Source organism: Lysobacter hankyongensis, assembly GCF_039543145.1.
Taxonomy (GTDB): Bacteria; Pseudomonadota; Gammaproteobacteria; order Xanthomonadales; family Xanthomonadaceae; genus Lysobacter_I; species Lysobacter_I hankyongensis.
This window is the reverse complement of the sequence record NZ_BAABJE010000010.1, coordinates 1-14,710: the sequence shown is the minus strand read 5'-3', so window position 1 is coordinate 14,710 and position 14,710 is coordinate 1. Positions and strand designations below refer to the sequence as shown.

The following is a 14,710-nucleotide window of genomic DNA, read 5'->3' as shown; positions in this document are numbered from 1 at the left end:
CCACCCGCCCATTGTGGGTAAAATGCGCGGCTTGGCATTCCGACAGGTGCGTGACGTCCATGGGTAGAGGGCCTTCCATCGAAGCGCGCAAGAACGCGGTCGACGCGCAGCGCGGCAAGATTTTCACCAAGATCATCCGCGAGATCGGCGTCGCCGCGCGCGCCGGCGGCGGCGATCCCAACGGCAATCCGCGCCTGCGCACCGCCGTCGACAAGGCGCTCGGCGTGAACATGTCGAAGGACGTCATCGAGCGCGCGATCAAGAAGGCCACCGGCGAACTCGAAGGCGTCGAATACGAGGAAGTGCGCTACGAGGGCTACGCCCCGGGCGGGGTCGCGGTGATCGTCGATTGCCTGACCGACAACAAGGTCCGTACCGTGGCCGACGTGCGCCATGCTTTCAGCAAATGCGGCGGCAACATGGGCACCGAAGGCTCGGTGTCCTTCATGTTCAGGAAGCTCGGCGTGCTGTCCTTCGCGGCCGGCGCCGACGAAGAGAAGATTACCGACATCGCGATCGACGCCGGCGCCGACGATGTCGTGGTGTATCCCGAAGACGGCGCGATCGACGTCCTCACCGCGCCCGACGCGTTTCCGTCGGTGAAGGCGGCCATGGATGCCGCGGGCCTGGTCGCCGATATCGCCGAGGTCACCTATCGCGCCGACAACGACAGCCCGGTGTCGGGCGAGACCGCGCAACAGGTGGTCAAACTGCTGCGCTGGCTGGAGGACATGGACGACGTGCAGAACGTGTATTCCAACGCCGAGCTCGGCCAAGACGCGTACGCCTGAAGCGCGAAGGCCGAGCGAATCCAGTGACACGCATCCTCGGCATCGATCCCGGTTCGCAGCGCACCGGCGTGGGCATCATCGATGTCGACGCCGCGGGGCGCCCCAGCCATGTCTTCCATGCGCCGCTGAACCTGCTGGCGACCGACGGCGACGGCGACGGGCGCGAGGATTTTCCGCTGCGATTGAAGCGATTGCTCCAAGGGCTGACCGATATCATCGAGACCCATCGCCCCGACGAAGTGGCGATTGAAAAGGTATTCATGGCCCGCAACCCCGATTCGGCGCTCAAACTCGGCCACGCCCGCGGCGCGGCGATCTGCGCCGCGGTCCAGCGCGACCTGCCGGTGCACGAATACGCGGCCAAGGAGGTCAAGCTGGCGGTGGTCGGCACCGGCGGCGCCGACAAGGCCCAGATCCAGCACATGGTCGGCATCATGCTCAATCTGAAGGGCAAGCTGCAGGCGGACGCCGCCGATGCCCTGGCGGTCGCGATCACGCACGCGCACGTGCGCGCGACCGCGCACCGGCTGGGCGTGGGCACACGCGCGGCTTGGGGCAAGCGCTGATCCGCGCGACATCATTCTCTTTTCCTCTTCACGGTATCCGTCCATGCACGCGGCACTGAACCAGAACCTGTTCCTGATCAAAGAACACGCCGGCATCTTCAAGGCCGCCAACAATTACGACGTGTTCGATCCGGCGAGCGGCGCGAAGCTCATCGAATGCCGTGAACCGAATCTGGGCTTTTTCACCAAGCTTTTCCGGTTCACCGATTACAAGCGGATGACCCCGTTCGAGGTGGTGTTGACCGATCCCGACGGGCGCAGGGTGCTCACGGTGCGCCGCGGCGTGTCGCTGTTCCTGTCCAAGGTCGAAGTGCTGGACGGCAGTGGCCGCCTGGTCGGCGGCTTCAAGCAGAAGCTGTTCTCGATCGGTGGTGCGTTCCGCGTTCTCGACGCGCGCGACAACGAGGTCTGCGTCCTCAAGGGCAAATGGACCAGTTGGGAGTTCAAGTTCCTCCGCGGCGAGAAGGAGCTCGCGGTGGTGAGCAAGAAATGGAACGGGCTGGGCAGGGAACTGTTCACCAGCGCCGACAATTACGTGCTGTCGATCGGCGATCGGGTGCCGGCGGACGACGATGTCCGCATCCTGATCATGGCCGCGGTGATGTGCATCGACATGGTGCTGAAAGAGTAATCCCGGCGCCACGCGGAGACGATCATGATCGGACGTTTGAAAGGCATCCTGATCCACAAGCAGCCGCCTTGGGTGAAGCGGCGCGCTCGCGAGGCACTGCCTCGCGCGCCGCTGAACGCCCGGCCAGGGATGGCCGGGCAGGGCGCTCCGGAAGCCTGTGTGTCGCGCCAAGGATGGCTGCCGCTTTCGACCGTGAGTGGGAGGTTGATGTGATCGGCCGCCTGAAGGGCACGCTCATCCACAAGCAGCCGCCATGGATCGTGGTGGACGTGCACGGCGTCGGCTACGAACTGGAAGCGCCGATGAGCACGTTCTACGACCTGCCTGAGGTCGGCCGCGAAATCGTGCTGTTCACGCATTACGCGCAGAAGGAGGACAGCGTGTCGCTGTACGGCTTCCTGCGCGATGGCGAACGCCGCCTGTTCCGCGACGTGCAGAAGGTCAGCGGCATCGGCGCGAAGATCGCGCTGGCGGTGCTGTCGGGCGCCAGCGTCGACGAGTTCGCGCGGCTGATCCAGACCGGCGACGTGACCGCGCTCACCCGCATTCCCGGCATCGGCAAGAAGACCGCCGAGCGCATGGTCGTGGAACTGCGCGATCGCGCAGCGGATTTCGCGACCGGGACCAGCGCGCCGATCGCCGGCATGCCTGCCGATGCGCAGTCCGAAGCGACCAGCGCATTGCAGCAGCTCGGCTACAAGCCGGCCGAAGCCGCACGCATGGCGCGCGACGCCACCGCTGCCGGCGACGATGCCGCCACCATCATCCGCAAGGCGCTGCAGTCCGCGCTGCGCTGATCCCCCACCGACATCCACGCTTCGAGGGCCATCCGGCTTTCTTCCGATGAGCACAGCTTCCTCCAACGGTTCTTCGCCGGCGCATGGCGCGCACGGCGGTCATGGCAAGGCGGGCATGGCCGCGCTGGTCGCGGGTGCGGTCGGCGTGGTGTTCGGCGACATCGGCACCAGCCCGCTGTACACCATCAAGGAAATGTTCCATCCGCATTTCGGCCTCACCCCCGATGCGGAAACGGTGAAGGGCCTGCTCTCGCTCGGGTTCTGGTCGCTGCTGCTGGTGGTCACCCTGAAGTACGTGATCGTGATCATGCGCGCCGACAACGAAGGCGAGGGCGGCATCATGGCCCTGACAGCGCTGGCGCAGCGCAGCCTGAAGACGGGCTCGCGCATGAGCTACACGGTCGGCATCCTCGGCATCTTCGGCGCGGCGCTGTTCTTCGGCGACGGCATGATCACCCCGCCGATCACCGTGCTCGGCGCGGTCGAGGGCCTGGAAGTCATCTCGCCGGTGTTCAAGAACTGGGTGCTGCCGATCAGCGTGGTCATCCTGACTGGTCTGTTCGCGTTCCAGCGCTTCGGCACCGCCAAGGTCGGCAAGGCCTTCGGTCCGATCATGATCAGCTGGTTCGTGGTGATCGCGGCGTTCGGCCTGTGGAACATCGTCCAGAATCCGATCGTGCTGAAGGCGATGAATCCCTACTGGGCCTGGCATTTCTTCGCCACCCACAATTGGCACGCGGTGCTGATCCTCGGCGCGGTGGTGCTCACCGTCACCGGCGGCGAGGCGCTGTACGCCGACCTCGGCCACTTCGGCAAGGCGCCCATCCGCTGGGGCTGGTTCGGCTTCGTGTTGCCCGCCCTGGTGCTGAATTACTTCGGCCAGGGCGCGCTGCTGCTGGTCAATCCGGCCGCGGTGGCCAACCCGTTCTACATGTCGATTCCCGCCTGGGCGCAGATCCCGATGCTGGTGCTGGCCACCATCGCCGCGGCGGTCGCCTCGCAGGCGGTGATCACCGGCGCGTTCTCGGTGACCCGGCAGGCGATCCAGCTCGGTTACGTGCCGCGGCTGGCGATCCGCTACACCTCGAAGGACACCATCGGCCAGATCTACGTGCCTTCGATCAACTGGATGCTGTTCGGCGCGGTCATCCTGCTGGTCTTCAGCTTCCGCAGCTCCACCGCGCTGGCCACGGCCTACGGCCTGTCGGTCACCGGCACGATGCTGATCGATACGCTGCTGCTGGCGATCGTCGCCTACACCCGCTGGCCGGACACGCGTCGCTGGGTGCTGCCACTGTGCGGCCTGTTCCTGTTCATCGACTGCGCCTTCCTGTTCGCCAACGGCGCCAAACTGCTGACCGGCGTCGGCGCCTGGGTGCCGCTGTTCATCGGCATCACCGCGTTCACCATGATGCGCACCTGGCGCCGCGGCCGCGAGCTGCTGCATGCCGAGATCCGCAAGGACGGCATCCAGCTCGAGACCTTCCTGCCCGGGCTGATGCTGGCGCCGCCGGTGCGCGTGCCCGGTACCGCCGTGTTCCTCACCGCCGACAAGACCGTGGTGCCGCATGCGCTGATGCACAATCTCAAGCACAACAAGGTGCTGCACGAGCGCAACGTCTTCCTCACCGTCGACACCCTGAACGTGCCGTACGCCCCGAAGGACAAGCGGCTGAAGATCGAATCCATCGGCAACGATTTCTACCGCGTCGTGATCCGCTTCGGCTTCATGGAAACCCCCGACGTGCCGCTGGCGCTGATGCGCAGCTGCGACAAGGGCGGCATCCATTTCGACCCGATGGACACCACCTATTTCGCCAGCCGCGAAACCATCGTCGCCAGCGCCCATCGCGGCATGCCGGTCTGGCGCGACAAACTGTTCGCGGTGATGCATCGCAATGCCGCCTCGGCGACCGGCTTCTTCCGGATCCCGGGCAACCGGCTGGTGGAACTGGGCGCGCAGGTGCAGATCTGATCCCGCCGGGGCGATATTCCGGTAGAGCGGGCTTCAGCCCGCTGACCCTTTCAGCAGGATCGACAGCGGGCTGAAGCCCGCTCTACCGGAAGGGCGGGCATAATGACCGCATGACCACAGACCGCATCATCGCCAGCGGCGCCACCCGCGAAGACGACATCGCCGACGCCAGCATCCGCCCGAAGCGGCTGGACGAATATCTCGGCCAGGTGCCGGTGCGCGAGCAGATGTCGATCTACATCGAGGCCGCAAAGCGTCGCGGCGAGGCCCTCGACCACGTGCTGATCTTCGGTCCGCCCGGACTGGGCAAGACCACCCTCAGCCATGTCATCGCCAACGAACTCGGCGTGAACCTGCGCGTGACCTCGGGGCCGGTGATCGAGAAGGCCGGCGATCTCGCGGCGCTGCTCACCAATCTGCAGCCGCACGACGTGCTGTTCGTCGACGAGATCCACCGCCTCTCGCCCGTGGTCGAGGAAGTGCTGTATCCGGCGATGGAGGACTTCCAGATCGACATCATGATCGGCGAAGGCCCCGCGGCGCGTTCGATCAAGCTCGATCTGCCGCCGTTCACGCTGATCGGCGCCACCACCCGCGCCGGCCTGCTCACCGCGCCGCTGCGCGACCGCTTCGGCATCGTCCAGCGGCTGGAGTTCTACAGCGCCGAGGAGCTCACCCGGATCGTGCGCCGTTCGGCGCAGATCCTCGGCATCGCCTGCGAGGCCGAGGGCGCCGGGGAGATCGCGCGCCGTTCGCGCGGTACGCCGCGCATCGCCAACCGCCTGCTGCGCCGGGTCCGCGACTTCGCCCAGGTGCGCGCCGAGGGCCACATCGACCGCGAGGTCGCCGACGCCGCGATGAAGATGCTGAAGGTCGATCCGGAAGGTTTCGACGAGCTGGACCGGCGGCTGCTCAATCTCATCATCGAGAATTTCGACGGCGGCCCCGTCGGCGTCGAATCGATGGCGGCGGCGCTGTCGGAAGAGCGGGGCACGCTCGAAGACGTGATCGAACCCTATCTCATCCAGCAGGGCTTCCTCGTGCGCACCGCGCGCGGCCGCATGGCGACCCGCAAGGCCTATCTGCACCTGGGCCTGAAGCCCCGGACCGCGGCCCGCGACCTGTTCGTGGAGGGTGTCGATGGCGCCTGAGATCCGAACCGAAGGGTTCAGCTGGCCGACACGGGTCTATTGGGAAGATACCGACGCAGGCGGTGTCGTCTACCACGCGCAGTATCTGGCCTTTCTCGAACGCGCCCGCACCGAATGGTTGCGGGCCCACGGATACGGACAGGAACTTCTGCGCATCGAACACGATCTGGTGTTCGCGGTGCGCGCGATGACGCTCGACTTCCGCCTGCCGGCGCGACTGGACGACGCGCTGCAGGTCGGCGTGGTCCTGCGCGAGTGCCGACGGGCCAGTCTCGTCATCGCGCAGACCATCGAACGCGACGGCGTGCGCCTGCTGGATGCCGAAGTGCGGGTCGCGGCGCTGGCCGCTGGCGACTTCAAGCCCAAGGCGATCCCGCCGACGCTGTATCCGATGTTGAAACAATTGCAGTCGACGCCTGCCGAGCGTCGGCACGACGAATCGAACGTGGAGTGATGTTGGATGATCGATCTTGCGATGACCCTGCTGGCCGCGGCCGCGGAACCGCTTCCGGCCGAAGTGCTCGATCTGCCCGCCGCGGCCGTCGCCCAGAAGAGCACGCTCGGCATGCTCTACAAGATGCTGAGCGAGGCGACCTGGCCGGTGCTGTCGGTGATGGCGCTGCTGTTGATCGCCTCGTTGATGTCCTGGCTGATCATCTTCCGCAAGAAAAGCCAGCTCGACCGCGCGCAGCGCGAAGCCGACGGCTTCGAAGAGCGGTTCTGGGCCGGCGGCGATCTCGGCCGCCTCTTCGCCGAGGCCAGCGCGCGCAAGCAGCAGATCGGCGGACTGGAAGCGATTTTCGAGAGCGGCCTGCGCGAGTTCAACCGCGTGCGCCAGCGCCGCGGCATGGACGCACGCTCGCAGCTCGAAGGCGCGCAGCGCTCCATGCGCGCCACCGCGTCGCGCGAGCTGGACAGCCTCGAACACAATCTCGAATTCCTCGCCAACGTCGGCTCGATCAGTCCCTACGTCGGCCTGTTCGGCACCGTCTGGGGCATCATGTTCGCGTTCTACGACCTTGCCGACGCCAAGGAAATGACGATGGGCGTGATCGGCCCGCACATTTCCGAAGCGCTGCTCGCGACCGCGATGGGTCTGTTCGCCGCGATTCCCGCGGTCTGGGCCTACAACCGCTTCGCCACCCGGGTCGAACGCCTCGCGGTCCGCTACGACACCTTCACCGAAGAATTCTCGTCGATCCTGCAGCGCCAGGCGCACATCGACGAGGCCTGACCCCGCGCGAGCGTATCTTGCGTTCGCAAGGCATCCATGGGCCGCGCCCGCGCGTTGCCCGCATCGCATCACCGAGGTAAGTCCGCATGGCCCATACCGCCGCCGGTCGCCGCATCCGCAAGCGCAAACTGAAGGCCGAGATCAACGTCGTGCCCTACATCGACGTGATGCTGGTGCTGTTGATCATCTTCATGGTCACCGCGCCGCTGATGAATCTGGGCACCGACATCAAGCTGCCGCAGTCTCGCGCGAAATCGCTCGAGGCGCCGAAGGATCCGATCATCGTCAGCATCTACGCCGATGGTCGCTATGCGCTGATGCTGCAGCGTGGCAAGAACCGCGAGATGACCGCTGCCGACATGGTCGCCGAGCTGCGCGCCGTGCGCAGCCGCAACGGCGAAACGACCGTGCTGGTCAACGGTGCGCGCGACGCCAGCTACCAGACGGTGATGTCCGGCATCGATCTGATCAAGGATGCCGGCATCGACAAGGTGAGCCTGGTCAGCCTGCCGGAGGAACGCCGCTAGATGCGCGAAAACCGCGTCGACATCGTGCAGGCGTCCCTGCTTGCGCTGCTGGTGCATCTGGTGCCGCTGCTGTTGCTGCTGGTGGCCACGCTCTGGCAGCCGCCGCCGTCGGTGGCGGCGGGCGAACCGATCGTGGCCGACGTGATCGATCCGAACGCATTGTCGGCCGGCATGCGCAGCGCGCTGCGGCGCCCGCCCGAGCCGCTCGAAACGCCCGAGCCCCCGCCGCCGGAGCCGCCGTTGCCCGAGGAAGAACCGTTGCCGGAACCGCTGGAGGAAACGCCGCCGGAGCAGCAGTTGCGGCCGCAGGAGCAGTTGCCCGATCCGGACACGGTCGATCAGCAGGAAGTGAAGCCCGATGCCGCCGCCGAAGCGGCCGCGCAGCGCGAGCAGGAAGCGCGCCGGCGCCAGGCGCAGGTCGATCTCACCGATGCGCGTCGACGCCAGGAACAGGCCGAGCAGCGGCAGAGCGAGATGCAGCGGCAGCGCGATCAGCAGCTGGCGGACATCCGTCGGCAGCGCGAGCAGGCCCAGCGCGAGGCCGCCCTGGCCGAAGAGCGTTTGCGCCAGTTGGCCGACGAGCGCGCGCGCCGGGCTTCGGCGAACGCCGCTGCGGCTTCGCCGCCGCCGGGCAATCGCGGTGCGGACCCGAATCTCAGGGCGCGCTATGCCGCCGCGTTGCAGGCCGCGATCCTGCCGAACTTCATCCGTCCCGACAACGTGCCGCTCGGCCAACGCTGCAAGGTCGTGATCCGCCAGAGCGCCGGCGGCCGCGTGCTCAACGCCCAGGCCGACCCGTCCTGTCCCTACGACGAAGCCGGCCGCCGCTCCGTCGAGGCGGCGGTGCTGAAGGCCCAGCCGCTGCCCTACGAGGGGTTCGAAACCGTGTTCGAGCGCGAGATCATCCTGAATTTCGTGCCGCAGGAGAATTGAGCGGCCCGCGAGTCCGGGTTCGTTCATCTTTCTGACCGCTTTCGCGGCCAAGCTGTCGGCTCCCGTGAGTTGCCCGGACCGCTGATGACCCGACTGCCGTTCCCCTCGCCGCAGCGCCTGTTCCAGAGTCTCGTCCTGTCGCTCCTGTTGCTGCCGCTGGTCGCCTTCGCCCAGCAGCGCGGACTGGAGATCGACATCGTCGGCGGCAACGCTTCGGCCCTGCCGATCGCGGTGGTCCCGATGCCCTATCAGGGTGCGGGCGCCGCGCCCCAGACCGATATCGCCGACGTCATCCGCGCCGATCTCGCGCGTTCGGGCCAGTTCCGGCCGATGCCGCCGGCCGACCTCGGCGCCCAGCGCCCGACCCGCGGCAGCGAGATCGATTTCGGTTATTTCCAGCAGACCAAACAGAACTACGTCGTCGTCGGCCGCGTGATCGATGCCGGCGACGGCGGCTATCGCGTCGAATACGAACTCTTCGACATCGCCAAGAATCGGTTGCTCGCCTTCGCGCTCACCGCGCGCACCAACGCGATGCGCGATGTCGCCCACCAGATCGCCGATGCCATCTACGAAAAGATCACCGGCGTGCGCGGTGCGTTCTGGACCCGCATCGCCTACATCGTGCAGACCGGCGTGGGCAAGGGCGCGCAGTACGCGCTGATGATCGCCGACGCCGACGGCTACAGCCCGCAAACCATCGTGCGTTCGGACAAGCCGTTGCTGTCGCCGGCCTGGAGTCCGGACGGCCGCAAGCTCGCATATGTCAGCTTCGAGCGCGGCAATTCCTCGATCGTGATCCAGGACATCGCCACCGGTGCGCGCGAAACCGTGTCAAGCTTCAAGGGCATCAACGGCGCGCCGAGCTTCTCGCCCGACGGGCGCAGGCTGGCGATGTCGCTGTCGAAGAGCGGCAATCCCGAAATCTACGTGATGGATCTCGGCAGTCGCGCGCTGACCCAGATCACCAACCAGTTCGGCATCGACACCGAACCGACCTGGAGCGCGGACGGCAGCAGCCTGTATTTCACGTCCGATCGCGGCGGTCGCCCGCAGATCTACCAGGTGCCCGCGGGCGGCGGTTCGGCCAGCCGCGTCACCTTCCAGGGCAGTTACAACGCCAAGCCGACGGTGTCCGCCGACGGCAAGAAAGTGGCCGTGGCGCAGGGCAGCGGCAGCGTGTACCGTATCGCGATGCTCGACCGCAGCCTCGGTTCGCCGCGCTGGTCCATGCTCTCGCCGGGTTCGCTGGACGAATCCCCGAGTTTCGCGCCGAACGCGAGCATGGTGCTCTACGCGGCCCGCGAAGGTGGTCGTGGCGTGCTCTACGCGGTCTCCGCCGACGCCCGTGTGCGCCAGCGTCTGGTGCTGGCCAATGGCGATGTGCGCGAGCCCGCATGGGGCCCCTATCGCCTGCCGCGTTGAGCCCGGTTTCCACCGATCGTTTCCGCTGATCGATCCGCTCCGTTCGTTCCCCCGACTCCACCTGCGACAAAGACGAGGACCACCATGAACACGACCTCCCGAGTGCTGCTCACCGCGATCCTCTGCGTGACTGCCGCAGCCTGCTCCAAGAAAGTGAAGGAAGATCCGAACACCGACGCCACCCCGACCACCTCCAATCCGGGGTCCACCACGTCGTCCGGCATCGGCAACAACGCAGGCCCGTCGATGGGCAGCGGTCTCTACGGCCCCGGCGATCTCGATACCGACGCCTGCCTGCGCCAGCGCGTGGTCTATTTCGATCTGGACCAGGACGCGCTGAAGCCCGAGTTCCAGAACATCGTCGCCTGCCATGCCAAATATCTGCGCGATCGTCCCAGCGCGCGCATGACCCTGGAAGGCAACGCCGACGAGCGCGGCAGCCGCGAGTACAACCTCGGCCTCGGCGAGCGCCGCGGCAATGCGGTGTCGTCGTCCGTGCAGGCCAACGGTGGCGATGGCAGCCAGATCACCGTCGTCAGCTACGGCGAAGAGCGTCCGACCTGCACCGACTCCAATGAAGATTGCTGGGGCCGCAACCGTCGCGTCGAGATCGTCTACACCGCGAAGTGACGCCCGCGGGCGGGGCGTCGTCCGCGACGTCCCGCCGCTCAACCGTCCACCACGGACCTGCCGTCGCGCGGGTCCGCGGCCATCGCAACACCCTCCGCAACAGGTCGTCCGTCGTGCACATCAGACGTTTGCCGTTCTCCGCCTGCCTCATCTTGGCGCTCGCGTTCGCCGCACCGGCGTCGGCGCAGCGCATGAGCACCGCCGATCGTCTCACCGCGCTCGAGCAGCAGCTCACCGCGATGCGTTCGGGCAATCTCGATCTGCTCAATCAGGTCGGCGAACTGAAGACCGAAGTGCAGGCGCTGCGCGCGCAGATAGAAGAGCTTCAGCAGCAGCTCGAGCTGGAGAAGCAGAGCGGGCGCAACCAGGCCCTCGATTTCGACGATCGCCTCAACCGTCTGGAAAAGGCGGCCGCACAGTCGGTGTCGGCCCCATCCTTGCCGTCGATGCCGGCCACACCGACCGCCTCTCCAAACGCCACGATCCCCGCCCCGACAGGCGCCGCCGCGCCGGCCGTGCAGGAGGCCTCCCCGCGCGTCTACGGCGATGCGTCCACGCTCGGCAAGGGCATGGACGAACGTGGCGCCTACAGCGCCGCCTTCGATGCCCTGAAGGCGGGCCGCTACGCCGAATCCGCGCGTGCGTTCCAGACCTTTCTCGACAGTTATCCCAGCGGCGTGTTCGCGCCCAACGCGATGTATTGGCTCGGCGAGAGTTATTACGTCACCCAGAATTACGCATTGGCGCTGGAGCAGTTCCAGGCGCTGCTGAACCAGTATCCGACCCACGACAAGGCCGCCGGCGCGCTGCTGAAGGTGGGGCTGTGCCAGTACGGCCTGCGCCAGCTCGACGCCGCCGAAGCCACGCTGTCGCGGGTCGTCGCCCGCTATCCCGGCACCGAGGCCGCGCGCACCGCCGACGATCGCCTCCGCGCGATCCAGCTGTCGCGGGTCCGGTAAGCGCGCGCCCGGCAGAGCGGCCTTGAAGCCGCTGCTTGTCCGGAAAAAGCCCAGCGACCTCAAGGCCGCTCCACCGGTGCGGTCACCCGCTAAAATGCCCGGATGAACGCCGACCCCGCTGCCGCGGCGACCGCCGCGATGGCGGATCGCCTGAAGATCACCGAAGTCTTCCTGTCGCTGCAGGGCGAAGCGCGCGACGCCGGTTGGCCCACGGTCTTCGTGCGCCTCACCGGCTGCCCGTTGCGCTGCCAATACTGCGACACCACCTATTCGTTCTTCGGCGGCGAATGGCGGACCATCGACGATCTGCTGGCCGAGGTCGCGGGTCACGGCGTGTGTCACGTGTGCGTCACCGGCGGCGAGCCGCTGTCGCAGAAGCGTTGCCTCGACCTGCTGCGCCGGCTCTGCGATGCCGGTCATGTCGTTTCGCTGGAAACCTCGGGTGCGATCGATATCGCAGAGGTCGATCCGCGCGTTTCGCGCGTGCTCGACATCAAGACGCCCGGTTCGGCCGAGGTCGCGCGCAATCGCTGGGAGAATCTGCCGCTGCTGACCGCGCACGATCAGGTGAAGTTCGTGATCTGCAACCGCGAAGATTACGAATGGTCGCGTGCCGTCGTCGCCGAGCACCGCCTGCACGAACGCTGCGACGTGCTGTTCTCGCCGAGCAAGAGCGAACTGTCCGCGCGCGCGCTTGCCGACTGGATCGTGCAGGACCGCCTGCCGGTGAAGTTCCAGATGCAGTTGCACAAGATCCTGTGGAACGACGAGCCGGGCCGCTGAGCGCGCCGGCCGAGTACTGTTGAGGCACAAGTCAGTTGAGGAATCGCAACGCATGAAACCCGCCGTCGTTCTCGTCTCCGGAGGCATGGATTCCGCCGTCGTGCTGGCCATCGCCCGCGAACAGGGCTTCGCGCCGCATGCGCTCAGCGTGCGCTACGGCCAGCGCCATACTTCCGAGCTCGATGCCGCCGCGCGCGTCGCAACCGCGCTGGGCGCCGCCGTGCACAAGACCGTGCATGTCGACCTGCGCAGCCTCGGCGGCTCCGCACTGACCGACGAGGCCATCCAGGTCCCGGTCGACACCGACGGTCATGTGATCGGCGCCGATATTCCGGTCACCTACGTCCCGGCGCGCAACACCATCATGCTGTCGGTCGCGCTGGGCTGGGCCGAAGTGCTGGGCGCCACCGACCTGTTCTGCGGCGTGAACGCGGTCGACTATTCCGGCTATCCCGACTGCCGGCCCGAGTTCATCGCCGGCTTCGAAGCCCTGGCCAACCTGGCCACCAAGGCCGGCGTCGAAGGCGCAGGGTTCCGCATCCATGCCCCGCTGATGCGGATGACCAAGGCCGACATCGTCCGCGAAGGCCTGCGCCTGGGCGTCGATTTCGCCCAGACCGTCTCCTGCTATCAGGCCGACGCCGACGGCCGCGCCTGTGGCCACTGCGACGCCTGCCGCCTCCGCGCCGAGGGCTTCGCCCATGCCGGGGTGGCCGATCCGACGCGCTACGTCCCGGCCTGACACCCCGACGATTCCGCCGGATCGACCCATTCGGGGCGGTTTCGGCTAAAATGCGCGCCCCGGCGCAACGTCGGGCGGCCGTCAGGCCGGTTTCGCGGGCCGTTAGCTCAGTCGGTAGAGCAGAAGACTTTTAATCTTTTGGTCGAAGGTTCGAATCCTTCACGGCCCACCACTTTTCCCAAGGTTTCAACGCACCGGTCATTCGCTGGCGTCAGCCGTGGCGACGGCCTTGATGTCGTCGCAGGACGAGCGCGTCCTGGCGCGGTTCGAATCCTTCACGGCCCACCACTTCCTGCTACGGCAGGCATCGACAAGCGAAGGATTGCCTGCCCTCGCGCAAGGCGATGCCTCCCAGGCGCGCCGCTTCGCCCTTCACGGCCCACCATTTCGCATCGGGAGAACACGGCGCCGCTACGTTCGCGTCTGCCGCAGGCGTGCTTGCGTCGTGCTCGCCGCCGCGTTGAATCTCGTCGCGGATGAGCCGTTTCTCGGTGCGGTGTTCGGCAACCTGACGCGGCAGACGCTGAATGCCGGGCAGAGCCGCGAGGACTACAGCTACGATCAACTGCACCGGTTGGTGCAATCGATCCGCAGCGGCGCGGCCAGCGGGACGGTGAGCTACGGCTTCGATGCGGTGGGCAACCTGACGAAGAAGAGCGACTTCAGCAGCGACACGGCGAACGCGTACGTCTACAGCGGCGGCAGCTGCGGCGGCGGCGCGAACGCGGTGAAGTCGGTACAACTGGCCGCAGGCGGAACGCGCACCTACTGCTACGACGCGAACGGCAACCTGACCGGCGACAACGCGGGTCTGTCGATCGCGTACGACCACCAGAACCTGCCGACCAGGGCGACGCGCGGCGCGCAGACCGACTGGTTCCGTTACGGCAGCGACGGCCAGCGCACGCGAAGCTGGGGCGCGGACGGATCGAGAGTCTATCTGCCGGGTTACGAACACCGCACCGACACCGGTGAGACGAAGGTGTACGTGGGCGACTACGCGGTCATCAGCAGGAACGGCGCGACGAGAACGGTCGAGTACCTGCTGAAGGACCGCCTCGGCAGCGTGGACGCGGTGGCGAACAGCAGCGGCACGGTGACCGAAACGCGCGGCTACGACGCGTTCGGCAAGCCAAGAGACGGCAGCTGGAACGACCTGACCCCGGCGAAGATCGCCAGCACCGCGGTGACGCCGAAGGGCTTCACCCAGCACGAGCACCTGAACCAGCTCGAGCTGATCCACATGAACGGTCGTGCGTACGACTACCATCTGGGAAGGTTCATGGGCGTGGACCCGTTCATCCAGTTCCCATTGAACTCGCAGAGCCTGAATCCTTACAGTTACATCCTCAACAACCCGCTGTCGGGGACGGATCCGACGGGGTATCGCAGCGTTTGTCCGACCGGGAACTGTAACAGCACAGTTGAAGTTTCGCCGGAACGTGGCGATGAGGAATTCAAGCCGGCGCCAACAGGGCCAAGGAAAACCAGTGCCGGAGGGAATGGTGAAGCGTCCTCGTTAATTCGATCCATTTGGAAGTAGAGTTCCCACCGAAGGAGCTCCCC

General features: G+C 66.7%; 16 protein-coding genes and 1 tRNA gene. All 17 read left to right on the top strand.

The window, feature by feature from the left end:
* The first annotated feature begins 59 nt into the window (after positions 1–59).
* Positions 60–791 carry a YebC/PmpR family DNA-binding transcriptional regulator gene (locus ABD974_RS09765; protein ID WP_345303130.1) on the top strand — a complete coding sequence of 244 codons (732 nt, stop codon included), beginning with the start codon at positions 60–62 and terminating at the stop codon, positions 789–791.
* A gap of 23 nt (positions 792–814) precedes the next feature.
* A complete protein-coding gene (gene ruvC, locus ABD974_RS09760; RefSeq protein WP_345303129.1) occupies positions 815–1,357 on the top strand; it encodes a crossover junction endodeoxyribonuclease RuvC in 543 nt (180 codons plus the stop codon).
* A 43-nt stretch (positions 1,358–1,400) separates the two neighbouring features.
* Positions 1,401–1,988 carry an LURP-one-related/scramblase family protein gene (locus tag ABD974_RS09755; protein ID WP_345303128.1) on the top strand — a complete coding sequence of 196 codons (588 nt, stop codon included), beginning with the start codon at positions 1,401–1,403 and terminating at the stop codon, positions 1,986–1,988.
* Between the two features lie 209 nt (positions 1,989–2,197).
* A complete protein-coding gene (gene ruvA / locus ABD974_RS09750; protein ID WP_345303493.1) occupies positions 2,198–2,785 on the top strand; it encodes a Holliday junction branch migration protein RuvA in 588 nt (195 codons plus the stop codon).
* Between the two features lie 46 nt (positions 2,786–2,831).
* A complete protein-coding gene (locus ABD974_RS09745) occupies positions 2,832–4,760 on the top strand; it encodes a potassium transporter Kup (RefSeq protein WP_345303127.1) in 1,929 nt (642 codons plus the stop codon).
* 110 nt (positions 4,761–4,870) lie between these two features.
* Positions 4,871–5,911 (top strand): Holliday junction branch migration DNA helicase RuvB, encoded by a 1,041-nt coding sequence (gene ruvB / locus ABD974_RS09740; RefSeq protein WP_345303126.1) that lies wholly within the window; start codon positions 4,871–4,873, stop codon positions 5,909–5,911.
* Positions 5,901–6,365, top strand: coding sequence for a tol-pal system-associated acyl-CoA thioesterase (ybgC, locus tag ABD974_RS09735; RefSeq protein ID WP_345303125.1), 465 nt, complete (start codon positions 5,901–5,903; stop codon positions 6,363–6,365). The genes ruvB and ybgC overlap by 11 nt, the downstream gene beginning before the upstream one ends.
* Positions 6,366–6,371: 6 nt before the next feature.
* Entirely contained in the window at positions 6,372–7,145 is a 774-nt protein-coding gene (gene tolQ, locus ABD974_RS09730) for a protein TolQ (RefSeq protein ID WP_345303124.1), read from the top strand.
* 86 nt (positions 7,146–7,231) lie between these two features.
* Positions 7,232–7,672, top strand: coding sequence for a protein TolR (gene tolR / locus ABD974_RS09725; protein ID WP_345303123.1), 441 nt, complete (start codon positions 7,232–7,234; stop codon positions 7,670–7,672).
* Positions 7,673–8,605 (top strand): cell envelope integrity protein TolA, encoded by a 933-nt coding sequence (gene tolA, locus ABD974_RS09720; protein WP_345303122.1) that lies wholly within the window; start codon positions 7,673–7,675, stop codon positions 8,603–8,605.
* An 84-nt stretch (positions 8,606–8,689) separates the two neighbouring features.
* Complete coding sequence (gene tolB / locus ABD974_RS09715) at positions 8,690–10,030, top strand: Tol-Pal system beta propeller repeat protein TolB (protein WP_345303121.1); 1,341 nt, start codon at positions 8,690–8,692, stop codon at positions 10,028–10,030.
* Positions 10,031–10,114: 84 nt separating this feature from the next.
* Positions 10,115–10,660, top strand: coding sequence for a peptidoglycan-associated lipoprotein Pal (gene pal / locus ABD974_RS09710; RefSeq protein ID WP_345303120.1), 546 nt, complete (start codon positions 10,115–10,117; stop codon positions 10,658–10,660).
* A gap of 191 nt (positions 10,661–10,851) precedes the next feature.
* A complete protein-coding gene (gene ybgF, locus ABD974_RS09705) occupies positions 10,852–11,619 on the top strand; it encodes a tol-pal system protein YbgF (protein WP_345303492.1) in 768 nt (255 codons plus the stop codon).
* A gap of 102 nt (positions 11,620–11,721) precedes the next feature.
* Positions 11,722–12,402 carry a 7-carboxy-7-deazaguanine synthase QueE gene (queE, locus tag ABD974_RS09700; RefSeq protein WP_345303119.1) on the top strand — a complete coding sequence of 227 codons (681 nt, stop codon included), beginning with the start codon at positions 11,722–11,724 and terminating at the stop codon, positions 12,400–12,402.
* Positions 12,403–12,454: 52 nt separating this feature from the next.
* Entirely contained in the window at positions 12,455–13,144 is a 690-nt protein-coding gene (gene queC / locus ABD974_RS09695) for a 7-cyano-7-deazaguanine synthase QueC (protein ID WP_345303118.1), read from the top strand.
* Between the two features lie 96 nt (positions 13,145–13,240).
* Positions 13,241–13,316 (top strand) — tRNA-Lys (locus ABD974_RS09690).
* 45 nt (positions 13,317–13,361) lie between these two features.
* Positions 13,362–14,687 carry an RHS repeat domain-containing protein gene (locus tag ABD974_RS09685; protein WP_345303117.1) on the top strand — a complete coding sequence of 442 codons (1,326 nt, stop codon included), beginning with the start codon at positions 13,362–13,364 and terminating at the stop codon, positions 14,685–14,687.
* Positions 14,688–14,710 lie beyond the last annotated feature (23 nt).